Below are 24,011 nucleotides of genomic sequence, written 5' to 3'. Positions count from 1 at the left end.
CGTAGAGAAGGCGTCCGAAACGTCGTGTCGAGTCCCCAGCTACGGTTCTTCCGCGACGATCTCGGGGAACAGCATCTCGAGCAGTTCCGGCGTGACGTACGCTTCGACGAACGCGGCCAGCGCGAGCAGGAGCCAGCCGAAGACGACGAACGCGATGGTCCGGTAGACGTAGGGTTTCGTGAGGAACTCCGCTCGAGTCCCGAAGAGGCGTTCGCCGAACCGATAGAGCAGTCGGAAGCCGACGCCGGCGGCGATAAACAGCGCCGGGAGTTCGAAGACGCCGTGCGGTGCCAGTCCAGCGACGACGTAGTCGACGCCGGCAGTGCTCCCGAGGACGGCGCTGATGTTCCCGACGATGATCCCGTTGACGATCATCGCGAACGCGGTTAGCAGACCGACCGACACTGCCCCAGCGATGGTGACGAGAAACGCCAGCGAGTTGTTCTCGAGATAGAACGAGGCCGTCGTTCCGATCTCATCGTCTTCAGCGAGTTCCGGGTACTGTTGCTCGATCGCTTCGATAAACAACTGCGTCAGGTCGACGCCGGCGAGCATAAGCGCGATACCGACGAGCATCCCGAACGCGAACAGTCCGATCGAGAACCAGACCGGGCGGCGGTGCTCGATCCAGCCCGAAGAGAGCATCTCGAGGACGGAAATGCGGTCGATCAGAGCGGTAACGGCGAGTACGGTGAAGGCGATTCCGACAGCGGCGGCACCGACGACCGGTGTGACGTCGTCGTGGGTGACGTACGTGACTCCCGCGGTGAAAAACGACGCCAGTGCGAGCACGAGCGTGAGAAGCGACCAGTTTCGGACGGCGTTCGGACTCGGCTCCGGCCCCCGACTGGGCCCGCCAGAACTCGGTTCGGGATCGGATTCCGGCGAGTCGGTCGCCGACGCGTCTTCGGGTTCGTCTTCGTCGGGAAGGTTGATCTTGATCGTCGGGTCCTCATCGGTATCGTCGGCCGACTGTGATTCCGACTCCGGTTTCGGCTCGGACGCTTGCTCCTGCTGTGGTTCCGACGTCGACGTCGTCTCCGTCTCTGGCTCCTGATCGGGCTCCGAATCGTCGTCTGCGTCCGGAACCGGGTGGCGCTCGGGCCCGAATACGAATCCCCCCTCGGAGTCCTCCTCGTCCGGACCGTCGGACTCCTCGTCGTCGTAATCGTCCTCCGTACCGTTGCCGCCACCGTTCATGTGCCAACGGTACGCAAATCTGTGGGATAAATCCGCCGACTATCGTCGGCACGAACAAATCCAATTTCTATCACTATCGCACGTGAAACGATATTTGACTGGCAGCACGAAGCCGTCGGCACTGCCGCCACAGTTGTTTCCGTCCCCGCCCACTCCGTGCGATTCGTGCGTAGTTCGCGATCGACTGGCAGATCCAGAGCAGTTTGTAGACCGGGGCGTAACGATCGAACCCTGCCTCGAGAGAAGCGACTCGAGCGTACCCCTCCCGAAACGCTTGCCGGAGTCGGGATCGTTCGCGCCGCGAGAGCCGGCGATGAACGTCGACGAACCGCGCTTCGGCGCGAGCGAGGGCGTATCCCGAGTGCGTGACGTGGGCGTTTCCCCAGTCGAGGACGGCGGTGACGGTCCCGTCGTCCGCGATCAGGAGGTTTCCTGGCCCGTAATCGCCGTGAGTGAGGACGTGATCACGGGCGTCGTCGTCAGTTAGCGGGCGAGGGAGTGGAAGATCCTCGAGAAACGGCCCGACGTCGCTGTCGACGGCGTGCCATCCCGCAGGCTCGCAGAGACGAAGCGAAGGGCCGAGGGAACCGGAACCCAGCCGACAGCCGTCGCTAACCCGCTCGAGCCCACCGACCCGATCGAACTCCCCCGAAAACGTGGCGTGTAGCCGCCCGAGCAACTTGCCGGCGTCGGCGACCAGTTGGCGGCGAACCGGGGGCTCGAGCGCGCTGTAATCAGCTCTCGGATTTCGACCCTCGCAGTACTCGTAGAGCGCCCAGCGATCGAGCGCGTCGTCGACGCCTGCGAGCGATCCCGACACGAGGACCGTGGGGACCGGAAGATCGGTCCGTTCGGCGACGACCTCGAGGACGTGTGGCTCGATTACGTCGCCGGTCCAGACGTTCGTGCCGCCGAGTTTGCAGACTGCCCGTGACGGATCGCTCGCGAGGTCGAGCACGTAGGTGTCGGCGACCGATCCCTGTTCCGGGCGACGAACTGACTCGAGATTGGTCTCGAGAGCGACGCGGACGATCCGCTCGAGGCGTTCGAGGACATCGGCCACGGTGGTCGATACGGGACGGTGAAACGTAGCCCTTGGGCTAACGTACAACAGGGAGGCCAGCATTGGACGCCGTAAGATGGGAGTCGACGCGAACGGTACCGCGAGGCGAGTACTCGAGACCGCTCGCGGTATCGTCCACGTGACCTACCACCGAGTGAGTCGAGTAAACTATGCTTACGTCCGACGGTCGAGACGAAACGGAACGCCCGCTGGCTCGTTTCGATGTTACGAACTCATTAACCGCCACGGGAGCGACCGGATGCTCGCGGAACTGGACGACGTCTGTAGCCCATCTGCGGTCGTCTTCGACGTCGGCGCGAACGTGGGGATCTACGCGCTCGCGCTCGCGGCCGGAAGTCCGGATCGGCACGTCGTCGCGTTCGAACCCGCGCCGTCGGTCGCGTCGCGACTCCGTGCGAACGTTGCGCTAAACGACCTCGAGGACCGGATCGACGTCCGAACCTGTGGCGTCGGCGACGAGGACGGAGAGCGGCCGTTCTTCCGGTCGACCAACCCCGAACTGTCGGCGTTCGACCGGGAGAGCGCGCGCCGGTGGGGTGCGTCGGTAGCCGAGGTCCAGTCGGTCCCGGTTCGGCGACTGGACTCGCTCGTCGGGGACGGGAGCGACGACCTCCCGCCGCCGGACGCGATCAAGATCGACGTCGAGGGGGCCGCGCCGTCGGTACTGGCCGGCGCTCGAGACGTTCTCGAGCACTATCGACCGCAGATCTTCCTCGAGATCCACGGGGACGGCCTCGAGCGAGACGTCGCGGGTGAGAGCCGTACAGTGCTCGAAGACGTCGGATACGCCGTCCGAGAGCGCGGCGGATTCTGGCGGTGTGAGCCCAGCCAAGAGAGGGAAGAATAAGGCCACCCGGGGTAAACACCGGAGCATGACCACGCTTGCGATCACCGACGGGCAGGTTCTTTCGCCCGAGTTGACCGTCGAACGAGCGGACGTGCTGATCGACCAGGACCGCGGCGAGGTCCTCGAGGTCGGAACGGACCTCACGGCCGATGCCGACGAGACGCTCGACGCGTCGGATTCGCTCGTGACGCCTGGCTTCGTCAACGGCCACTGTCACGTCGCGATGACGCTGCTCCGGGGGAACGCCGACGACAAGCCCTTAGACGCCTGGCTGCAGGAAGACATCTGGCCCGTCGAGGCGGAACTGACCGCGGAGACGGTGCGTGCCGGCACCGAACTCGGTGCCCTCGAAATGATCAAAGGCGGCGTCACGGCTTTTGCAGACATGTACTTCTTCGTGCCGACGATCGCCGATGCGGTCGCGGATGCGGGACTGCGCGCCCGCCTCGGCCACGGCTTCATTTCGGTCGCCAAAGACGACGAGGAGGCCCGCGAGGACGCCCGTGAGGGGCTCGCAGTCGCCGAAGAAGTCGACGGGATGGGCGACGGCCGCATCTCGTCGGCCTTCATGCCACACTCGCTGACGACCGTCGACGGCGAGTACTTGGAAGAGTTCGTCCCGAAGGCTCGCGATATCGGCGTGCCGATCCACTACCATGCCAACGAGACCACCGACGAAGTGACGCCGATCGTCGAAGAACACGGCGTCCGGCCGCTGGCCTACGCCGCCGAGAAGGGGATGCTCGAGCCGGAAGACTTCATCGCTCACGGCGTTCACCTCGACGAGAGCGAAATCGGCCTGCTCGCGGAGGCAGGCACGGGCGTGATCCACTGCCCGGCCTCGAACATGAAACTCGCCAGCGGAATGGCTCCCGTCGAGCGGATGCGCGAGGCAGGCGTCACCGTCGGTATCGGAACCGACGGCGCGGCCTCGAACAACGACCTCTCCATGCTCGACGAGGCCCGCGACGCAGCGATGATCGGCAAACTCGCGGCCGACGACGCGAGCGCGGTCCCCGCGGAGGCCGTCGTCGAGATGATGACGCAGGGAAGCGCCGACGCCATCGGCCTCGAGTCCGGCCGACTCGAGGAAGGTGCTCCCGCAGACCTCGCGGTGATCGACCTCGAGAAGCCACACCTGACACCGCGAAACGACCTCGTGAGCCACCTCGCGTACGCCGCGGCCGCTGCCGACGTTCGGCACACGATCTGTGACGGGCAGGTGCTCATGCGCGACCGTGACGTGCTCACCCTGGACGAGTCTGCGGTCCGCGAACGGGCGGTCGAGGAGACCGAGAAACTGCTCGCTCGCGCCGGCGAGTGATCCCATAGAGCGGCGTGACGTGAACGGAATTCGAACGTTCAAATTCGTTTGTAAACGCTTTAGCCCATTCTCCGCCCGTTTGATCGATCACAAATCGTCGGCAACTGCCGGTCGGGTTTATGCTTCTTTGAGTGAATGTCCAGCTGGATGAACCGCCTCAGATTATTCGTATCCACGCTCGCAGTCGTCGTGGTCCTGGCGATGCTCGCTCCCGGCGCGGTAGCGGCAGAACCGGACGACGACGACCTCGAGCTCGTAGTATCGGACGACGGTCTCGTTTCCGTCACAGCGAACGAAACGGCCGTCGAGAACGCGACCGTCGAGGTCGAACTCACCGACGATAACGCGTCGTACGCGGGTACCGGCACGTACCCGACCGACGCCGACGGCGAGGTCGACTTGCCGGAACCCGAAGAACCAGTCGAGATCGAAGTCACCGCCTCGACGACCGCGGATAGCGTCTCGACGACGACCACGCTCGCAGCCGACGACGGCGTCGAGGACCTCTCGCTCGACGTCACTCAGAACGGTGACGTGCTCGTCGAGGTCACCGACGGCAACGAATCGCTCGAGGGTGTGACCGTCGACGTGGCACTCGCTGACGGCGAAGACAGCGAGAACGTCTCGTACGCGGGCACGGGCAGCTACACGACCGACGACAACGGAACTGTCAGTCTCGCCGGTCCCGACGAGACTGTCGACGTGACGTTCACCGCGACGGTCGACGACGAGTCCGCCGAAACGACGGAGACGCTCCAGGGCGTCGGCGAGGAAGAGGAACCGGAGAACTTCGGCCAGCTCCTCCAGGACTTCAAGGAGAACGAACTGACGGACAACGAGACGCAGGGACTGCAGATCGCGTCCTTCGTGGTCGAGAACAACCCGGGCAACGCGCCGGACCACGCCGGTCCGCCGAGTCACGCTGGCCCGCCGGGGAGTGACGACGGCAACGAGAGTACCCAGGGTCCACCAGAACACGCTGGACCGCCGGGCGACGATGATGACGAGAACGGCCAGGGACCGCCGGATCACGCGGGACCGGGTAACGACGGCGGCAACGGGAACAGTGGTGGCAGCAGTAGCGGAAACAGTGGTGGCGGCAACGGTGGCGGTCCGCCCGACCACGCCGGACCCTGATCAGGTCACGAGTCGCTAACTGAACCGGCATCGAACGACGGAAAAACGCGATACTGTCAGAGGCACGCTTCGTCGTCGATGGCGGTGGCGGGGCTACCGTCACGAACACGGGTCACCCCCGAACCCGATCGAGTTCGTTTCTGTCGGCATCGAGTCGTTTCGCTTCGGTACCGTTTTGCCTTCGGTCGCTCTCTGTCGAGACATGACCGAGACCGGGAGTTCCTATCCCCCGATCAGCGAACAGCTAGACGACGTCGAAACCGCCCAGGAGGAAGGGCGGCGAAAGATGGACTGGGCCGCCCAGCACATGCCCATCCTCGAGCACGTCCGCGAGGAGTTCGTCGCGGAGAAACCCTTCGAGGGCGAGCGGATCGCGATGGCGATGCACGTCGAGGCGAAGACGGCGATCCTCGTCGAGACGCTCGCCGAGGGCGGCGCGGAAGTCGCAGTGACGGGTTGCAACCCGCTCTCGACGCACGACGACGTCTCGGCCGCACTCGACGCCCACGAGAACATCACCTGTTACGCGAAACGCGGCGTCGACGACGAGGAGTACTACGAGGCTATCGAGGCCGTCATCGCCCACGAACCGACGATCACGGTCGACGACGGGATGGACCTCGTCGCCGCGATTCACGAGGACTACCCCGAACTGATCGACGGCATTATCGGTGGTGCCGAGGAGACCACGACGGGCGTCCACCGCCTGCGCGCGATGGACGAAGACGGCGCGCTCGACTACCCCGTGTTTGCCGTCAACGACACCCCCATGAAGCGACTCTTCGACAACGTCCACGGCACCGGCGAATCCTCGCTTGCCTCCATCGCCATGACGACGAACCTCTCGTGGGCCGGCAAGACGGTCGTCGTCTCCGGCTTCGGCTACTGTGGCAAGGGCGTCGCGAAGAAGGCTGCCGGCCAGAACGCGAACGTCGTCGTCACCGAAGTCGAACCACGGCGCGCCCTCGAGGCCCACATGGAGGGCTACGAGGTCATGCCGATGGCGGAAGCCGCCGAGGTCGGCGACGTCTTCCTGACGACGACGGGCAACCGCGACGTCATCGTCGAGGAACACTTCGAGCAGATGAAAGACGGCGTCCTGCTCGCAAACGCAGGTCACTTCGACATCGAGATCGACCTCGATGCACTCGACGACCTCGCCGTCGACCGTTACGAGGCCCGTGACGGTGTCGAAGCCTACGAACTCGAGGACGGCCGCCGACTGAACGTCATCGCCGAGGGCCGACTCGTGAACCTCGCCGCGCCCGTCTCGCTGGGCCACCCCGTCGAAGTGATGGACCAGAGCTTCGGTATCCAGGCCGTCTGTGTGCGTGAAATGCTCGAAAACGGCGACGAGTACGACGCGGGCGTCCACGACGTGCCGGACGAACTCGACCGCGAGATCGCCAAGATCAAACTCGAGGCCGAAGGCGTCGAGTTCGATTCGCTGACGGACACCCAGCGCGAGTACATGGACTCCTGGGACCACGGAACGTAAAGGAAAAACGAGATTGTCGCTGAGACGGCCTACGCCGTCTCGAGTCCGTCGACCACGAACACCAGACTGCCGTCCTCGAGTCCGCCGACGCTGACTCGCGTCTGGAACTCCGTGCCGTCGGTCCGGCGGCCGGTACAGGTGCCGGTCCATCGCCACCCGTCTTCGACCGTCGGGATTGCAGTCGTTTCGAGTCGGTCGACGGTCTCCGGCGTGAACAGGTCCTGCCACGGCTGGCCGACGAGGTCGTCGCGGTCGGTGCCGAACTTCACCGCGAACGATCGGTTCGGGAACTCGAGTGTCCCGTTGGGGTTAACGATCGCGATCGCGTCGCCGGCGAGTTCGATGCCAGCCAGCGACCGGTTCGAGAGGGTCGACAGGTGCTTTCGTTCGACGAGTCGCGGGACTCGATAGCGGAGTCGCTCGTCGATGCTCGCCGTTTCGTCGGCGACGATGACATCGATCCAGCGGTGGTCGGCCGTGGCGTCACGAACCGCCGTCAGGCGACTGTCGTCAGTTACGACGAGAACCGGGAGGCCCGGACGTCGGCGGCGGACGCGCTCGATCGTCTCCTCGAGGGATGCCGTTTCGAGCGGATATCGGCAGACGAAACAGTCGATACCGGACAGTCGATCGAAGGCAGCGGAGAGCGTCGGAGCCGTCGTGATATCGAGCGGGATCGAGTTCGTCTGTGGCGTCTCGAGGTGTCTGGCTACGCGGTCGTCACCGGTAACGAGAACAGCGAGTACGTCGTCGCCCATCGGCGGTTCGTAGGGGATGGTGTCTATCGATGGGGTACTCATCGTCTGGTGGAGGTGGGTCGTGAGGCGTTCAGCGGGCGAGCTGTGAGAGCCGTGTGGACTGACGGCTGATTCCGGTCATCCGCTTTCATGGACGGTTCCATCGATGGCGACGGTGCCGTCCCCCCGAACTTCGACCGTGTGGTCCTGATAGTCGAAGCGTACGCTCGCGTACGCGTCCGACTCGTCGCGAAACAGCTGATCGAGTGCTTCGGGATCGACGGCGTGGTACAGCGGCTCGAGTTCGAGCGGGTCGGTGTCGGTTACGGCAGCGAGTGCATCGACGACGCGGAGGCTTGGCGAGTCAGTGTGGTAGTCCAGGGTTGTTTCTGCCATACCTGATCAAGGGGCGAACGGGGGATTTCTCTGTCCGTTATATACGTTGAGCCTCTCTACGTTGGACACTACGTGTATAACCCCCCTGTGGAAGAACGGGAGGGCGCCGGCCGTCCCTCCCCAACGTATAATCCCTGGCGGACTGTACTGGAGTTATGTTCCGCGGCCCTGTTCCGTCCCGAAGAGATACCTCCAGTTCCGGGTGTCGGGAAAACCGAACGGTGGAGGCCGGATCGTGGCTCGTGGCGACGATCGGGATCTGCGCGTTCGTACTTGCCGTCGCTGCTTCGTCGCTCCCCCTTCCGTTCGAGTCGGAGGTTCCGGGCGTTCTCGCACTCGCCGCCGGTGGCAGTCCCGGTCGATCGAGCGTCGTCGAACGACTCACCGCCGAGGTTCGGTCCGTCACCGACACGCTCGAGGAAACGGAAGCGACTGCCGAGATAGAGAGTCTCGACGTCGACCTCGATCACGGCCACGGGCCGGGCCGGGACGACGAACTCGAGGATCTATCCGAAGCGATCGGCGACCTGACGAGCGTCGTTCAGGAACGAACGCGTGGTCTCGCCGCGAACGAGCGATACCGGAGAAAAGTCGATCGAATCACGTCGGAATCCGACGCAAACAGTGAGGAGACGATCGCAGAGATACTCGAGGTAGGGTGCGAACGGCTCGACCTGAAGGCGGGGGTCGTCGCACGCATCGACGAGGGTGGGACACAGCCCGAGATCCGAGTACGACACTCAGAATCAACGCAACCAGCGATCGACTGTGGAAGTAACTCACAGCTCCGGAAGATACTCCGCCGGTACGTGATCGACTCGAACGGCGGTTCGAACGTGGTTGCGAACCACGACGGGGACGGAAACGAGGGTTCCGAAGACGAAGAAATCGAGTGGTACGCAGGTGGTCGAATCGAGATCAGCGGCGAACTGTACGGCGCGGTCTGTTTCGTCGATCGGGAATCACGGGAACCGCCGGTTACGGAGAGTGAACGTGCCTTCGTCGATCTCGTCTGTCGGCGGGTAGAAGACGTACTCGAGCGCCAGGAGTACGAACGGGAACTACAGTTCAAGAGTCGCGTGCTCGATGCGGCACCGATCGGGGTTACCGTCACGGATCCCGACGAACCGGACAATCCGATCGTGTACGCAAACGAGACGTTCGAGCGGTTGACGGGGTACCTCGAGTCCGACGTTCGTGGCCGGAACTGTCGGTTCCTGCAGGGAGCGGACACCGACCCCGAACGGGTTGCGACGCTCCGAGAGGGGGTCGACGCTGCGGAGTCGGCGGTCGTCGAACTCCGCAATTACCGGAAGGACGGCACCGAATTCTGGAACCGGGTGAGTATCGCGCCGATCGAAGACGACGAGGGAGACGTGATCAACTTCGTCGGCTTCCAGGAAGACGTCACCGAACGCAAGGAACGCGAGCGAAAACTCCAGGAACAGGAACGAGAGCTGTCGACGCTGATGAGCAACGTTCCAGGGATCGTCTACCGCTGCGAGAACGAACCGAAGTGGCCCTTCGAGTTCGTGAGCGACGGCGCGTTTGAAATTACGGGGTACGACACGAACGAACTGGTCGACGGAGACGTCGACTGGTCCGAAGACGTCATTCTCGACGGCAACGACGGTCTCTGGAGCAGCGTACAGCGAGCGATAGCAGCAAAAGAGCCCTACCAGGTGACGTACCCGATCGAAACCGCCGACGGCGAACGGCGCTGGCTGAGCGAACAGGGTCGTGGCGTGTTCGACGAAGACGGCGATCTCGACCATCTCGAGGGAGTTATCATCGACATCACTCCCCAGGTCGAGAGCGAGCGGGAACTCCAGCGGACGCGCGCCCTGCTCGAGCAGTCCCAGCGGGTCGCAGACGTCGGCGGCTGGGAACTGCACGCCGACGAAGACGAGTACGGCATCCGGTGGTCCAACCAGACGGCACGAATTCACGGTATCGAACCCGGTTCGGACGTCGACTACGAGCGGGCACTCGAGTTGTATCATCCCGACGATCGGCCAGAACTCGAGCGTGCGATCGAGCGAGCGATCGAGGACGGCGACCCCTACGATCTCGAACTGCGCGTCCTCGGAGACGACCGCGAAACGCGGTGGGTTCGGGCGATCGGTGAACCGATCGGCAGCGGCCACGACACCGACAGATACGACGATACCGAGGCCGTCGTGATCCGTGGGTCGATCCAGGACATTACCGACCAGAAAGAACGAGAACGGGAACTCGAGCGGACACAGGCCCTGCTCGAGCAGTCTCAGCGAGTCGCAAACGTCGGTGGCTGGGAACTCGACGTAGACGAACGACACGTCGAGTGGACCGACGAGACGGCTCGCATCTACGGCCTCGAACCCGGGATCGACGGAACTCTCGAGTTAGGTCTCGAATACTACCATCCCGAGGACCGTCCGGAACTCGAGCAGGCGGTCGAACGGGCGATCGAGGACGGCGACCCCTACGACCTCGAACTGCGATTTATCCGGGACGACGGCGAACAGCGATGGGTCCGGACGATCGGCGAACCGGTCGTCGACGACGGTGAGATCGTCGCGGTCCGCGGGTCGATCCAGGACATTACCGACCAGAAAGAACGCGAACAGGAACTCGAGCGGACGCAGGCGTTCCTCGAGCGGATCCAGCGGATGGCGAACATCGGTGGCTGGGAACTCGACCTGCGGGAAGAACCCCGCGAGTCGACGTGGACGGAAGAGCTGTACCGAATCCACGGCATGTCGAAAGAGGAGGGGTCCGATCTGGCGGCCGCAATCGAACAGTATCATCCAGAAGACAGGCAAGAAGTGTGGGACACACTCGAAACGGCGATCGAGACCGAAACCGTCTACGACCTCGAGGCGCGGATGCAGCCGTCGCCCGACGAATTGCGGTGGGTTCGCGGATTCGGCGCTCCCGTCTTCGAGGACGGCGAACTCGTCAAGTACCAGGGGGCGCTCCAGGATATCACCGACCTGAAACGACGGGAACTGGCCCTCGAGTCGCTCCACGAGGCGACCCGCGGACTGCTCGGTGCGGAGACGGTCACGGAGATCGCCGACCAGGTGGTCGACGCCGCAGAAGACGTCCTCGAGGCACAGGCCGTCGCTCTCTACCGACTCGATTCGGACGTGAACCACCTTGTCCCGGTCAGCCACACGGACGCGTTCGATCGGCTCTCGAGCGACGAGCCGTCGGCTGCGGCCGGCAACAGCGACTCCGTGCTCTGGAATGCGTTCGTCACCGGGGCACAGACGGTCGTCGAGGATCCGGCCGCGTTCGATCGCTCCGACGCCTTCGAAGCGGACGCCGAGAGCGCAGTCGTCGTTCCGATCGGTGACCACGGCGTCTTCACGGTCGCGTCCGACTCGGAACCGATCGACATCGAAGCGCGTCGACTGATCGAGACGCTCGTCGCGACGGCCGAGGCCGCGTTCGATCGCCTCGAGAGCGAGGCCAGCCTCCGCGAGCGCGACGCCGAACTCGAGACGCGAAACCAGCGGCTCAGGCGCCAGGTTACGGTCAACGAGACGATTCGGCGGATCAACCAGTCGCTGATCGGGGCGACGAGTCGCGACGAGATCGAGGAAACCGTCCCGGAACGACTGGTCGAGAACGACGACGTCGCGTTCGCCTGGATCGGCGACGCGAACTCGGCCGAAGGAACGCTCGAGCCTCGAAGCTGGGCAGGAGGACACGAAGAGTACATGGACGCCGTCTCGTTCGACAGCGACGGCTCGAGCGAACCGGCAGTCCGTACGGAACGAAACGGGGAGACGACGGTCGTCGAGAACGTCGTCGACCGACTGCAAGAGGAGTCGTGGCGCAAGCAGGCTCTCGACGCCGGTTTCCAGTCGGTCATCAGCGTCCCACTCACGATCGAAGACTACAGCTACGGCGTCCTGACCGTGTACGCGACCGATCCTGACGCGTTCACGTCACTCGAGCGAACCGTCTTCACCGAACTCGGCGAGGCGATCGCAAACGCGATCACCGCGACGAAGACTCGAGAGGCACTCCACGCGGAGACAGCGGTCGAACTCACTCTCGAGATACCCGACTCGAGCGACGTCCTGTCCCGGATCGCGTCGATGACGGGCGCACGTGTCGAGTACGAGGGGATGGGAACCAACTCCGGCGAGGAGACGCTGCTTTTCTTCGAGACCCACGGCGTCGAGTCCGAGGCAGTGACGGACGTACTCGAGGATCTCGTCTCCGTCTCGCAGTACCGGCTGATCAGCGACGACGGTGACGACGGCGACGAGGTCAACACCTGCCGGTTCGAGGCGCTCGTGACCGGTTCCGCCATCGCTTCGCAACTGGTTCGCCACGGCGGGAGTCCTCGATCGATCCGCGCCGACGGCGACGAGACGGTCGTTACCGTCGACGTCCCGACGGGAACCGACGTCCGAGAGTTCGTCGAGGTGATCGCAGACGATTACGGCGAGGCCGACCTCAGACGACGCCGTCACGTCGAACGTGCGATGCACACCCGGCGAGAGCTCGTCACCTCGCTGTTCGACGACCTCACGGACCGCCAACTCGAGGTGCTTCGGACGGCCTACTTCGCGGGCTTTTTCGAGTGGCCTCGCGAGAGCACCGGCGAAGAGATCGCCACGATGTTAGACGTGAGCCAGCCGACGGTCAACCGCCACCTCAGGATCGGTCAGGGACGGTTGCTCGCACAGCTGCTCGAGGACGGCACGATCGCGGTTACAGGAGAGTGACCCTGTTCGTACGTTAATTCTGAAACGGATAAAGACAGGAACGCCCAAGGAGCGTGATCGGCTAGCCGTACACATGGAAACACCCTCCCGCCCTGCCGATATAGAGCGCGACGGCGCGCCGGTCCGATCGATGCTCGTCGCCGTCGGACTGATGGCCTTCGGCCTCGTCGTCGTGCCACAGGTTACGACGCTGCCAGCGTTTCTGGTCGACCCCGCACTGCTCGAGGCCACCCAGACCGGCGAGTACGGTGAGACCTCCCTCCTGGGACGAACGCTCTTCATGGCGTTGAACTTCGTCGGAATTACGCTTGCGGGTATCATCTACCTGCTGTGGACCGATCGCGGACTGTCGTGGATCGACCTTCGCGTGCCGACGAAACGGGACTGGATCTACATGCTTGCCGGCAGCGTCGGGAGCATCGCCTTCCTGTTCGTCGTCAGTTTTCTCTACGAGTTGCTCGGCGTTCCCGCCGCGGATAGCCAGGTCGTCGACATCATCGGCGGCGACCAGACGATGGTCCTGATCATGATCGTCATCGTCTTTTTCTTCAATGCACCAGCAGAGGAGTTTCTCTTCCGGAACGTCATCCAGAAGCGACTGTACGAGGCGTTTACCCCGATGCAAGCGGTCCTGGTCACGAGCGTCATCTTCGCTCTCGTCCACTTCCCGATGTACGCACTCGCCGGATCGGTCGTCGCAACCCTCGCGTCGCTCGTCATCATGTTCGGTGGGTCCGTGATCTTCGGCTACGTGTACGTCAGGGCCGACAACCTCCTGGTCCCGACTATCGCCCACGCCGCACTCAACGCGTTCCAGTTCGTCATTCTCTACATATCGATGGCCTACGGCCTCGAGCAAGACGTTGCAACCTCGCTGATCGAGGCAGTCGCGTTCGTCCCGCTGTAGTACCACGTTCACTCCGCTGTCCGTTCCTTTATTAGTCGCCGCGGGAGAGAGTGGGGTATGTCTCAGGCGAAGGGCGACCGCCGCGAACGGGAACTCGTCAACGAACTCGACGAGGCCGGCTTCGCGGTGATGCGAGCGCCCGCGAGCGGCTCTGCGACGGAACGTGAACTCCCCGACGTACTCGCCGGCGACGGCGAGCAGTTCTATGCGATCGAGGCCAAATCGAGTTCCGGCGATCCGATCTATCTCACCGGCGAGGAAGTCGAGGCCCTGACCTACTTCGCCCAGAACTTCGGTGCGAAACCGCGAATCGGCGTCCGGTTCGACCGCGAGGACTGGTACTTCTTCCACCCCGCCGACCTGCACGTCACTGACGGCGGCAACTACCGCGTCAAGAAAGAGACCGCGCTCGCCGACGGCACCGACTTCCCGGAGTTCGTCGGCGACACCGAGAAAGTCACGCTCGAGGAGATCAGCAGCGACGACGACGGCCTCGACGAGGACACCCTCCGGGTCCTGAACGCGGTCAAACAGGGGACGATGGAAGTAGAGGAAGCGGCCGAGTTGCTCGAGTAGCCGCCTCGCCGTCTCATTCGTCGACGATCTGCGAGACGACGGGACACTCCGCGTCCAGCAGGAGTCGCTGTGCGGTGCTTCCGAAGACGGCTTTGCCGGCTGGGGACCGACGACGGCCGCCGATGACGAGGTACCGTGGCTCGAGGGCGTCGATTTCGGCCAGAATCTCGTCGGATACCTCGCCGACGCGACCGCGAGCCCTGAGCCGGTCCATATCGACGTCGACCGTTTCGATGACGAACTGCTGTGCGAACCGCTTTGCGCTGTCGGCCTGCTGACTCAGCGAGAAGTCACCCATCCCCTGAATGCTCTCGAGACTCTCCTTGTGTGCCCTGTACTCCTCTTCCGGAACGACGTGTAACGCGACGAGCGGATCGTCGTACGTCGTCGCGAGGTCGTTGGCTACTTCGACGACCCGTTTCGACCGTTCCGTCTCGTCGATCGCAGCAAGTATCACCATAGTCGAGACTTCCAGTCCGGACGACAAGTGTGTTGTTCCAATTACCTGCTATCAGGAATCGACACAGCGGTCCCACGAGCACAATTATCGACCGGTCAGTCCGGGCAGTACACTCGAGTGACCGCCACGGCGGTCGACTCACGGACGACCGTCCCGAAATGCGTCACGACGAACTCGCTCACACGGCTTCCCGGCGCTCGAGCAGGGACTCGGAGTCGACCGGTTCGTGGCGAACGACCGCGTCGAAGCTCTCGAGCGGGAATCGGTCCCCGCTCGTGATTCCACGGGCCTCCCGATTCTCGAGTTCGTTCGTCACGAAGCGGTTCGCGATCAGTGCCAGCCGTCCGTCCTCGTCGTCTTCCAGTTTCGTCTGTGCCTCCTCGAGCAACAGCGCCGCCGTGAACACATCGAAGACGTAGTGAGCGAGCCGTTTGGCCGACAGCTGTGCGTACTCGGCGTCCTCGCCTGCAAGCGTCACGAGCGCCGTCTCGAGGTCGCGGAACTCGCTCTCGACCGTCTCCGCGGCGTCCTCGAGCGCCGGATGGGTAACTGACTCGAGTCGTTCCTCGACGGCCTCTCGGAGCGGTTCGTGGGCGTCCTCGCGCTCGAGGGCCCGCAGGACATCCAGCGAGAGGACGTTCTCGGTGCCCTCCCAGATCGGCAGCACCTGGGCGTCCCGCAGCAGCCGGTTGGTGACGAAGTCGTTCACGTAGCCGTTGCCGCCCTGGACCTCCATCGCGTAGGAGGCCGTGTCGACGGCCATCCGTGCCGTCCGGAGTTTGGCGATGGGGATCAGCAGGCGCATGAGACGGTAAACGTCGTCGGCGTCCTCACCGGCGCTCGCGGTTCCACCGCTCGTGGATTCCGCGGAGCGTGGCTCCGCGCCCCGTTCGGCGCGCTCGCGTTCCGAAAACAGCCGCGCGACCTCGAAGACGTACGCCGTCGCAGCCTCGTGGTCGACCGTCATGTCCACCAGGTCCTCACGCATCAGCGGGTACTGATCGATCGTCTCGCCGAACGCCTCCCGGTTCGCGGCGTGGATCTTGCTCTCGAGCAGCGCCCGTCCCATAATGCCGCAAGAGGCCGCAGCGTTCGACAGCCGCTCTAAGTTGAGCATCTCGGTCATCTGCTTGAAGCCACGCTCTTCCTCGCCGACGAGGTAAGCCTTCGCGCCGTCGAACTCGACCTCGCCCGTCGGCACCGAGATGGTGCCGAGTTTGTCCTTGAGTCGCCGGTAGAACTGGTCGTTGGCCTCGTCGGGGGAGAGCGAGCCGTCCTCGAGTCGGTCGCCCTTGGTCCACGGCCCCTCGGAGTGGTCGGGATCCGCGTGGGGAACGAGAAACATCGAGAGGCCGTCGGTGCCCTCGGGCGCGTCGGGAGTGCGTGCCAGTGCGAGCGTCCCTTCGGCGTCGATGTTCGAGCAGAACCACTTTTCGCCCGTGAGCCGCCAGCAGTCGGCTTCCTCGTCGTACTCGGCGAGCGTCTCGGCGGCCCCGACGTCGCTGCCACCTTGCTTCTCGGTGAGGAACATCGCGCCCTCGATCAGCCCCTCGTAGTCGCGGCTGGTCAGAGCCTCGTAGTACTCTTCGAGCGAACCGTCGTCGAACTTCTCGAGGACGAGCGCCGCACCTGCGGTCATCGCGACCGGGCAGTCGAAACCAGGGTCGGCGTAGGACAGCAGGTACTGCATCGCGAGGTTGTGCGCAAGCGGCATCGGTTCGTCGCGGCCCGGTGGCGCTTCGAACGCGTCGGCGACGATTCCGCGTTCGTAAGCGAGTTGCTCGCTCTCGAGCAGTTCCGCGGGATACCGAACGCGGTTCTGGACGTCGCCGTGTTTGTCGTAGGACTCGAGTTCGGGACCGTGATCGTCGACGTAGTCGGCGTTGTCGGCGATCGTATGGCCGACGACGGCGCCGAACTCCGAGAGTCGTGGCTTGGCCCATGCGAACTCGTCGTCGGCGTAGATTCGCCGGAGTTCGCGCTGGATCGCCCGGTCGAGTTCCCAGTAGTTGACGTTCCGTCCCTCCTCGAACTCGCCGTAATCGATGGGCCGACTCATACCCTGGTACTTGCTCACGAATCTCGATAAAACCGGTGCAAACAAACGGCTCGTCCGTGTTCGAGCGTTTTTCGACGATCCATTCGACAGATTGCCGTGCGGGAAACTATCATGATGGGCGGGGTCGTCGTGTGGCCTATGAACACAGACGACCGAACGACCGTCGAAGACGTGATGTCAGCGCCGCTCGAGACGATCGCAAAAGACGCGACCGTGATGGAAGCGACCCAGCAGATGCGAGAAAAGGACATCAACGCGCTCGTAGTCCGGACCACGCCACGGGCGATCATCAGTAGTACGGACGTCCTCGACGCCGTCGCCGAGGGGAAAGACCCCACGGAACTCGAGGTCTCGGACGTGATGACGACCGACGTCGAAACTGCCGCACCGGACCTCTACATGGAGGAGGTCGCCGCGATGATGACTACCTACGGGATCAAACACCTCCCGGTCGTCGACGACGACTACGTCGGAATGGTCTCCTCGACGGACGTCACGGCACATCTGTCGTAGCGACCGACTCGAGTGCTACGACTGGCCCTCTGCCTTCGTGAGCCGCGTCCGCGGGAAGACGTACACCTTCAGCGACGATGGTACGACGCCGTTTTGCTTCACGTTGGCGTGGGGGTAGACCGCGCCGACGACCGGCACGTCGGGGTCGTAGGCTTCGTTCGTCGGATAGTCGGCTACGGAGGTGTCGGCCTCCGAAATCGAGACCGCGTCCGCACGGTAGGGAGAGACGTCGACGACCGTCAGCCGGTCGCCCGTCTCGCGGTCGCGAACCGGGTCTCCCGGCCAGATCTCGTGTTCGTCGCAGTAGACAGGCTGGACGGCGTCCTCTTCATCTACGAACACCGCCCCCTCGCAATCGTGGCACTCGAGCGAAACCTCTCCCGGCGGCGGCGTCCGACCCTCGGTGATCTCGATGGCGATCCGGCGGACGTGTTTGCACCGGACGCCACGGAAGACGTGGTCGGGACAGGTACAGCGGCCGGCCTCGAGGTCGACGAGATAGGTGTGGTCGCTACCGGACTCGACCTCGTAGAGGCCGTCGCCCAGCGGGAGCACCGACATCGGCTCGGTGTGCGCCCGGAGCGACCGCTCCTCGAGGTGATCCGTGGGCGGTACTGGCAAGGGTGCTTTCGGTGATGCTTTTGTTTTCATGGGTGCATCGAAGGGGCGAACTGGTCGGTTGGCTATTCGACTTCACTACGGGTTCGACGCGTATAACGGCCTCGTCGGAGGTTAGAAGGACTGTAAGTCTGAAATGGTGACTTCAGTCAGGAGTCGAGCGAGAACCGAACGACAGCGAGTTCGTCTCCACTCGAGTCGCCATCCCGATCCCCGAGTCCGAGCACTCGCCCCAGCAGGCGTCGTTGTTCGGCGTAGACCTCGAGCAGCTCGGCCCGTTCGGCGTCGTCAGTGACGAGTTCACCGATCGCTGCCTCTCGGGTACCCTGGAGTCGGACCACACACGCGGCTGGCTCCCGGAAGTTGGTCCACCAGATCGTCTCCGACTTCGGCGTGACAGCGACGAGCGGACCGTCGTCGCGAGCGTACGCGACCGGGATCGTGTACTCCCGGCCGCTCCGTCGTCCCCTGTAGGTGACGAGCACGAGCGCGAAACTGGCGAGCGGGTGCAACGGCGATCGGAGGAGCCACCGTACGACCGGGTTCGCGACCCGCGTTTCGAACTCGCGGGCGATCGTCGCTACGCTACTCGAGACTCGAGACACGATCGACGAGATGGGCGAGAGGGCCATCACTGTTCGGGCAATCGTGCCGAAACACGTGAATTCTAAAGGGCCGCGGCCGTCCTATCGGCTATGGGACTGCTGGACGGGATCCGGTCCGTACTCGGGGTACGCGCCGAAACCGACGCGAGTCGTGACGCCGACCCCGACGACCTCTTCGGGATGAGCACCGCATACCTGACGATGGAGGCCGAACTCGGCTACGAGTCGGCGGACGTCGGCGCGCTCTGTTTCTCCGGCGTCGACTCGCATAGCTTCCAGGAGGCCGTCGACGAGGTCGAGGCGATCCTCGAGGCCGGCCAGCAAGAGACCGGCACCGACTTCGACGTCTCCGAAGACGACCACGGCTATCACTGGGTGATCTTGGAGGACGACGACCCCGAGGACCTGATCACCAGCCTCCACTTCGCCGCGGACACGTTCATCGAGCACGACTACGGCTCGCGGCTGCTCGCCGCCGTCTTCGCCTACGAGGGGCGGGACGGTCCCGCCTACTGGATCTACTCGTTCCGTCGGGGCGCGTACTACCCCTTCGCGCCACGGCCAGGGCGAGAGCGCGACTCGAGCGCGGAGTTCAAACTCGAGGCCGCGCTGGACGGCGAACTCGAGATCGAACGCGAGAAGGAGTACTGGTACCCGCTGTGGCCGAGTTCGAGCGGCACTCATCCCTGGGAGTAATACGGGTTGCTGTAACGGTAGCCCGGCGCAACCGAAGGATGTGTCGCGGTTGTGGCGGAAATGACGTGACAGGATGAGATCCGTCGGATCGTCCGTCCAAATCACTTTGGGAGCACGCGTATGCCGCTCCAACCGGTAGAGAAGGGTACGGCAGGCGACCGACGCCACATCATCAGCTGCGCCATACACGCATCGACTCGGTTCCTGCCGGTTTTCCCCCTTTCCCCCAACCCTCGAGACGTATCCATTCCATTATACTGGTCCATTGAGTAGCCCCTGCCAGTGACTAGCTGGAACCAGCACAAGGGCGACCCACAGAACTCGGGCGTCCGGCGCGACCTCGACGGGCCGCTTCGGATCGAGACCGACTGGACCGTCGACCTCACCGGACCGGTCGGATCGCCGGTACTGGATCGCGACACCGTCTTCGTCGGCACCGGGCGAGGCAATCTCTACGCGCTCGAGCGCGAGACGGGCCGTCGCCGGTGGACCTTCGAGACGCTAAACGCCACGGGCGCGACGCCGGTCGTCACCCGCGATCGACTGTTTCTCGCCACCGAGGACGGCACCGTCTACGCGATCGATCCCGGAACCGGAGACGAACGCTGGCGTACCGAACTACCCGGATCGCTCTCCTCGTCGTTGACCGCCGACGACGGACAGTTGTACGTCGGCCACACGGCAGGGTTGTCCGCTCTCGAAGGCGAGAGCGGCGAACTGTGCTGGACGTACGAAACCGAGTCGCCGATCGTCGGTTCTCCCGCGGTCGCCGACGACGAAGCCGAAACCGCGCCGCTCGAGGAGAGCCAGCCTCAGGTTCCGGAATCCGGCGACATCTCAGTCGACGTAACAATATCGTCCGGAGACGACGAGGGCGACGCGGATGACGCGGGCGTCTACGCCGGCACCGAGGACGGGACGGTCTACGGCCTCGAGGTCGAGACGGGCGAAGAAGTCTGGACCGCACCCGCCGACGGCGGTATCGCTGGCGGGCCGACGGTCGCTGACGGACTGGTCTACGTGAGCGACGACGACGGCACCATGCTCGCGATGGATACGGATTCGGGCCAGTCGTGGTTCTCCTACGAGATCCGTGACGCGTTCAACTCCTCGGCGACGGTGCTGCCCGAGGTCGATACGACGCTCGTCGGAGCGACCGACGGCTACCTCCACGTCACCGACACGAAGTTCGGCCGGCGCAAACTCCGCGGCTGGCTGTTCGCCAAGAAGGGCGTCCCGCTCGACGGGCCAGTCCGTGGCTGTCCCGTCGTCGTCGGCGACGTCGTCTGCGTCGCCGACGCGACCGGCTCGCTGTACGGACTCGACCTCGCCGACGACTGTACCCACCTCTGGCACTTCGGCGCCGCCGACGGCATCTCGAGCACGCCCGCAATCGGCGACCGCCAGCTGTTCGTCGGCAGCGACGACGGTCGACTGTACTGCCTGACCTGGGACCCCGACGAGTCGCGGCCGTAGCGACTCGAGCCAGCCTTCTCCTACCTAAACCTACTGCTTCGCTTCCGACCGGGTCGTCGCAGTCCCGCACTTTCACTTTCACTTCCCTGTTAACGAGGGTTTATGGGGGGTCCGGCACAACGACGGAGTATGCCCGACGCAGATCTCGAGACGCTCCCCGGCGTTGGACCGGCAACCGCAGAGAAACTCCAGGACGCAGGCTTCGAGTCCTTCCAGAGTCTCGCCGTGGCCTCGCCCTCCGAACTATCGAACACGGCGGACGTCGGCGAGTCCACCGCCGCGGACATCGTCCGTGCTGCTCGTGACGCCGCCGACGTCGGCGGTTTCGAGACCGGTTCGACGGTCCTCGAACGACGAAACCAGATCGGCAAACTGAGCTGGCACATCGACGAGGTCGACGACCTGCTCGGCGGCGGAATCGAGACCCAGTCGATCACCGAGGTGTACGGCGAATTCGGTTCCGGTAAGTCCCAGGTTACCCACCAGATGGCCGTCAACGTCCAGCTCCCCGAGGAGGTCGGCGGTCTCCACGGTAGCGCGATGTTCATCGACAGCGAGGACACGTTCCGTCCCGAACGAATCGACGACATGGTCCGTGGCCTCCCCGACGACGTCATCGAGGCCACCATGGAGGACCGCGAGATCGAAGGCTCGGCCGACGACGAAGACGCACTCGAGGAACTCGTCGAAGCCATTCTCGAGAAGATCCACGTCGCGAAGGCGTTCAACTCCAACCACCAGATGCTGCTGGCCGAGAAGGCCAAGGACCTGGCGAGCGAACACGAGGACTCCGAGTACCCGATCCGACTGCTCTGTGTCGACTCCCTGACGGCCCACTTCCGTGCCGAGTACGTCGGCCGTGGCGAACTCGCGGACCGCCAGCAGAAACTCAACAAGCACCTTCACGACCTCGACAAGGTCGGCAACCTCTACAACGCCGCTGTCATCGTCACCAACCAGGTCGCCTCGAACCCCGACTCCTACTTCGGCGACCCGACCCAGCCGATCGGTGGCAACATCCTCGGCCACAAGTCCACGTTCCGCATCTACCTCCGCAAGTCCAAGGGTGACAAGCGGATCGTTCGACTCGTCGACGCGCCGAACCTCGCCGACGGCGAAGCCGTCATGCGTGTCGAAGACGGCGGTCTGAAGCCCGAGTAGCGCCCCCGGCCTCTCGAGGTCCACGATCGAGAACCGACATTCCTTTTCCCACCCCTCGCGCATCCACACCCATGTACGTCGGACGATTCGTCGTCGTTGGCCCCGAGGTCGGCGCCTATCGCGTCTCCTCGAGGTCGTTCCCGAACCGCGAGATCACCGCTCGAGACGAAGCGCTCACCGTCGGTCCCACCGAGGACGCGCCGGAGACGGACAACCCGTACGTCTCCTACAACTGCCTGCGCGTCGTCGAGACGCCGACTGGCGAGACTGCCGCGTTCGGTAACGGCTCGCACGTCGATCCGATCGCGGAGAAACTCGAGTTGGGCTACCCCGCTCGAGACGCCCTCGCGGAGAGCCTGCTGGCACTGGACTACGAGAAAGACGACTACGACACGCCACGCATCGCCGCGACGATCGACGACGACGAGGCGCTGATCGGTACGGTCCGCAAGGACGCTCTCGTCGTCGAGACCGTCGACGAACCGACGCTGGTCGCGACCTACGAGAAAGACTCTCCCGACGCGTACGAATTCGACGTCGAGAGTGCCGAGGACGCGGCGCAGGAGGCGTACGGACTCGACTTCGAACACGAGGTCTGTGCGGCAGGTGTGGCGCTGACCGACGACGGGTTCGAGACGGCAATAGAGAACGGCGACTGAGCCGTCAGCGTTCGTGGTCGTCGCGGGGACACTCGTCTGCTGTCATAATCGTGAGTTCTCCCTGATCATCGTCGGTGTAACCGATCCCGATCACGAGTTGCCCACAGGAGGGCTCGTAGTCGCCGAAGTCGAACCGTTCCCACTCGTCTCTGGGCTGGTCGTCGCGCCATGCGTACAGGACGTGGGTTCCGAGTTCGGTCGGGACCCCCTCGAAATCCGCCTCATCGCGACGATCCTCTCCCACCGAATACGCATCCGCCACTTCCGAGCCCCAGTAAACCGGATCGTCACCGTCGAGAATCAACACGTGAACGGCTCGAGAGGTCGGGTCACGGTTCTTGATCCGTATCCCTGTCAGGCGAGTCGATTCGGCCGCCCCTACTCCGAGCGACGAACAGCCCGCAACCACGGCTCCGAGGGTGACGCTACCGAACTGGAGGGCGCGGCGGCGCGTGATACGGGTCACGAGCTAACTTGGTACCAGATTGAAAAGTGTCTTTTGCTCGACCGAGCATCCCAAAATCGGCATCGGTTCGAACCGGCCACAGGAACGGGAGCGCCAGCGACTGAAGACGGTCCGGATAACCTACAAACGCCTCGCACCCGTTAGCCTCGAGCACGGACATGAAGGTCGGACTCATCTCGGACGTCCACAGCAATCGCGTCGCCCTCGAGGCCGTCCTCGAGGACATGCCGCCGGTCGACGAACTCGTCTGTGCGGGCGACGTCGTCGGCTACAACCCCTGGCCGGGCGACTGTGTCGACGAACTCCGGCAGCGAGGGGTGCCGACGGTGATGGGCAACCACGACGCGGCAGTCGCTGCGACGACACCGTTCCAATTTAACGGGATGGCGAAGGCGGGCGTCGAACACGCCAAAGAGCAGCTTTCGGACGACCAACTCGAGTGGCTCGCGAATCTCCCGAAAGAGCGCCTCGAGTGTGACGGTCGGCTGAAGATCGTCCACGGTCATCCCGACGATCCGGACCGATACGCACGGTACACGTATCCCGAGGAGTTCTCGCCACGGCTGCTCGACGACGAGGACGTGCTCGTGCTCGGTCACACCCACGTCCAGGGCGTCGAGAAATTCGCGGAAGGGATCGTCCTCAACCCCGGCAGCGTCGGCCAACCTCGAGACGGCGATCCGCGAGCGGGGTACGCGGTGGTCGACCTCGAGGCGATGACCGTCGAGACCCATCGCGTCGAGTACGATATCGAAGCAGTCCAGGAGGCGGTCACGGAGGCAGGGCTCCCCGAGCGGATCGGGCGCAGACTCGCTCGCGGGAAGTGATCGAGAAACGATTCTTTTTAGAGCGGGTGCTCCCGATT

22 protein-coding genes are annotated in these 24,011 nt (G+C 64.1%); 13 read left to right on the top strand and 9 right to left on the bottom strand.

The window, feature by feature from the left end; all coding sequences use genetic code 11:
* Nucleotides 1-39: 39 nt before the first annotated feature.
* Entirely contained in the window at nt 40-1,200 is a 1,161-nt protein-coding gene (locus BLR35_RS15725; protein ID WP_090383965.1) for a stage II sporulation protein M, read from the bottom strand.
* 73 nt (nt 1,201-1,273) lie between these two features.
* Nucleotides 1,274-2,263, bottom strand: a complete 990-nt coding sequence (locus tag BLR35_RS15720) for a phosphotransferase family protein (protein ID WP_244510260.1) — start codon at nt 2,261-2,263, stop codon at nt 1,274-1,276.
* Between the two features lie 76 nt (nt 2,264-2,339).
* On the opposite strand from BLR35_RS15720, the gene BLR35_RS15715 reads away from it, so the two are divergent.
* The 4 genes from BLR35_RS15715 (at nt 2,340) to BLR35_RS15700 (ending at nt 7,090) form a co-directional block, all read left to right on the top strand.
* A complete protein-coding gene (locus BLR35_RS15715; protein WP_090383959.1) occupies nt 2,340-3,131 on the top strand; it encodes an FkbM family methyltransferase in 792 nt (263 codons plus the stop codon).
* A 25-nt stretch (nt 3,132-3,156) separates the two neighbouring features.
* Nucleotides 3,157-4,455: an amidohydrolase gene (locus tag BLR35_RS15710; RefSeq protein ID WP_090383955.1), complete on the top strand. Its 1,299-nt coding sequence runs from the start codon at nt 3,157-3,159 to the stop codon at nt 4,453-4,455.
* A 147-nt stretch (nt 4,456-4,602) separates the two neighbouring features.
* Nucleotides 4,603-5,592, top strand: a complete 990-nt coding sequence (locus BLR35_RS15705; RefSeq protein ID WP_090383952.1) for a proline-rich domain-containing protein — start codon at nt 4,603-4,605, stop codon at nt 5,590-5,592.
* Between the two features lie 202 nt (nt 5,593-5,794).
* Nucleotides 5,795-7,090: an adenosylhomocysteinase gene (locus BLR35_RS15700; RefSeq protein WP_090383948.1), complete on the top strand. Its 1,296-nt coding sequence runs from the start codon at nt 5,795-5,797 to the stop codon at nt 7,088-7,090.
* Between the two features lie 29 nt (nt 7,091-7,119).
* On the opposite strand, the gene BLR35_RS15695 is transcribed toward BLR35_RS15700, so the two are convergent.
* On the bottom strand, nt 7,120-7,890 hold the full coding sequence (locus BLR35_RS15695) for a PAS domain-containing protein (protein WP_090383946.1): 771 nt from the start codon (nt 7,888-7,890) through the stop codon (nt 7,120-7,122).
* A 75-nt stretch (nt 7,891-7,965) separates the two neighbouring features.
* The gene (locus tag BLR35_RS15690) at nt 7,966-8,223 is read right to left on the bottom strand and encodes a DdfA family disk-determining factor (RefSeq protein ID WP_090383943.1); all 258 of its coding nucleotides are present in this window, start codon (nt 8,221-8,223) and stop codon (nt 7,966-7,968) included.
* A 155-nt stretch (nt 8,224-8,378) separates the two neighbouring features.
* On the opposite strand from BLR35_RS15690, the gene BLR35_RS15685 reads away from it, so the two are divergent.
* The 3 genes from BLR35_RS15685 to hjc all read left to right on the top strand — a co-directional run bounded on the left by BLR35_RS15685 (nt 8,379) and on the right by hjc (nt 14,433).
* Nucleotides 8,379-12,950, top strand: coding sequence for a PAS domain-containing protein (locus tag BLR35_RS15685; RefSeq protein ID WP_090383941.1), 4,572 nt, complete (start codon nt 8,379-8,381; stop codon nt 12,948-12,950).
* A 73-nt stretch (nt 12,951-13,023) separates the two neighbouring features.
* A complete protein-coding gene (locus tag BLR35_RS15680) occupies nt 13,024-13,857 on the top strand; it encodes a CPBP family intramembrane glutamic endopeptidase (protein ID WP_090383938.1) in 834 nt (277 codons plus the stop codon).
* A 57-nt stretch (nt 13,858-13,914) separates the two neighbouring features.
* Nucleotides 13,915-14,433 carry a Holliday junction resolvase Hjc gene (gene hjc / locus BLR35_RS15675; protein WP_090383935.1) on the top strand — a complete coding sequence of 173 codons (519 nt, stop codon included), beginning with the start codon at nt 13,915-13,917 and terminating at the stop codon, nt 14,431-14,433.
* Nucleotides 14,434-14,446: 13 nt separating this feature from the next.
* Here the strand turns inward: hjc and BLR35_RS15670 are convergent, their stop codons facing one another.
* Both BLR35_RS15670 and BLR35_RS15665 read right to left on the bottom strand, forming a co-directional pair.
* Nucleotides 14,447-14,893 carry a universal stress protein gene (locus tag BLR35_RS15670; RefSeq protein WP_090383932.1) on the bottom strand — a complete coding sequence of 149 codons (447 nt, stop codon included), beginning with the start codon at nt 14,891-14,893 and terminating at the stop codon, nt 14,447-14,449.
* 178 nt (nt 14,894-15,071) lie between these two features.
* Nucleotides 15,072-16,952: an acyl-CoA dehydrogenase family protein gene (locus tag BLR35_RS15665; protein ID WP_090383929.1), complete on the bottom strand. Its 1,881-nt coding sequence runs from the start codon at nt 16,950-16,952 to the stop codon at nt 15,072-15,074.
* A gap of 138 nt (nt 16,953-17,090) precedes the next feature.
* Here BLR35_RS15665 and BLR35_RS15660 point away from each other — a divergent pair, with 138 nt between their 5' ends.
* Entirely contained in the window at nt 17,091-17,465 is a 375-nt protein-coding gene (locus tag BLR35_RS15660) for a CBS domain-containing protein (RefSeq protein WP_090384183.1), read from the top strand.
* A 15-nt stretch (nt 17,466-17,480) separates the two neighbouring features.
* Here the strand turns inward: BLR35_RS15660 and BLR35_RS15655 are convergent, their stop codons facing one another.
* Complete coding sequence (locus tag BLR35_RS15655) at nt 17,481-18,116, bottom strand: SWIM zinc finger family protein (protein ID WP_090383926.1); 636 nt, start codon at nt 18,114-18,116, stop codon at nt 17,481-17,483.
* A gap of 116 nt (nt 18,117-18,232) precedes the next feature.
* Nucleotides 18,233-18,688 (bottom strand): nitroreductase/quinone reductase family protein, encoded by a 456-nt coding sequence (locus BLR35_RS15650; protein ID WP_090384181.1) that lies wholly within the window; start codon nt 18,686-18,688, stop codon nt 18,233-18,235.
* Between the two features lie 90 nt (nt 18,689-18,778).
* Here BLR35_RS15650 and pspAB point away from each other — a divergent pair, with 90 nt between their 5' ends.
* From pspAB to BLR35_RS15630, 4 genes are all read left to right on the top strand, one after another.
* Entirely contained in the window at nt 18,779-19,384 is a 606-nt protein-coding gene (gene pspAB / locus BLR35_RS15645; protein ID WP_090383924.1) for a PspA-associated protein PspAB, read from the top strand.
* 282 nt (nt 19,385-19,666) lie between these two features.
* Complete coding sequence (locus BLR35_RS15640) at nt 19,667-20,860, top strand: outer membrane protein assembly factor BamB family protein (protein ID WP_090383921.1); 1,194 nt, start codon at nt 19,667-19,669, stop codon at nt 20,858-20,860.
* A gap of 129 nt (nt 20,861-20,989) precedes the next feature.
* Nucleotides 20,990-22,021 (top strand): DNA repair and recombination protein RadA, encoded by a 1,032-nt coding sequence (radA, locus tag BLR35_RS15635; RefSeq protein ID WP_090383919.1) that lies wholly within the window; start codon nt 20,990-20,992, stop codon nt 22,019-22,021.
* Between the two features lie 71 nt (nt 22,022-22,092).
* Complete coding sequence (locus BLR35_RS15630) at nt 22,093-22,680, top strand: IMP cyclohydrolase (protein WP_090383916.1); 588 nt, start codon at nt 22,093-22,095, stop codon at nt 22,678-22,680.
* Between the two features lie 4 nt (nt 22,681-22,684).
* On the opposite strand, the gene BLR35_RS15625 is transcribed toward BLR35_RS15630, so the two are convergent.
* Entirely contained in the window at nt 22,685-23,146 is a 462-nt protein-coding gene (locus tag BLR35_RS15625) for a hypothetical protein (RefSeq protein WP_139169314.1), read from the bottom strand.
* Between the two features lie 158 nt (nt 23,147-23,304).
* Here BLR35_RS15625 and BLR35_RS15620 point away from each other — a divergent pair, with 158 nt between their 5' ends.
* Complete coding sequence (locus tag BLR35_RS15620) at nt 23,305-23,973, top strand: metallophosphoesterase family protein (RefSeq protein ID WP_090383911.1); 669 nt, start codon at nt 23,305-23,307, stop codon at nt 23,971-23,973.
* Nucleotides 23,974-24,011 lie beyond the last annotated feature (38 nt).

It is taken from the genome of Natronobacterium texcoconense (assembly GCF_900104065.1).
Lineage (GTDB): Archaea > Halobacteriota > Halobacteria > Halobacteriales > Natrialbaceae > Natronobacterium > Natronobacterium texcoconense.
Note: the sequence above shows the minus strand (reverse complement) of the source record. Positions and strands in the feature narration are given on the sequence as shown.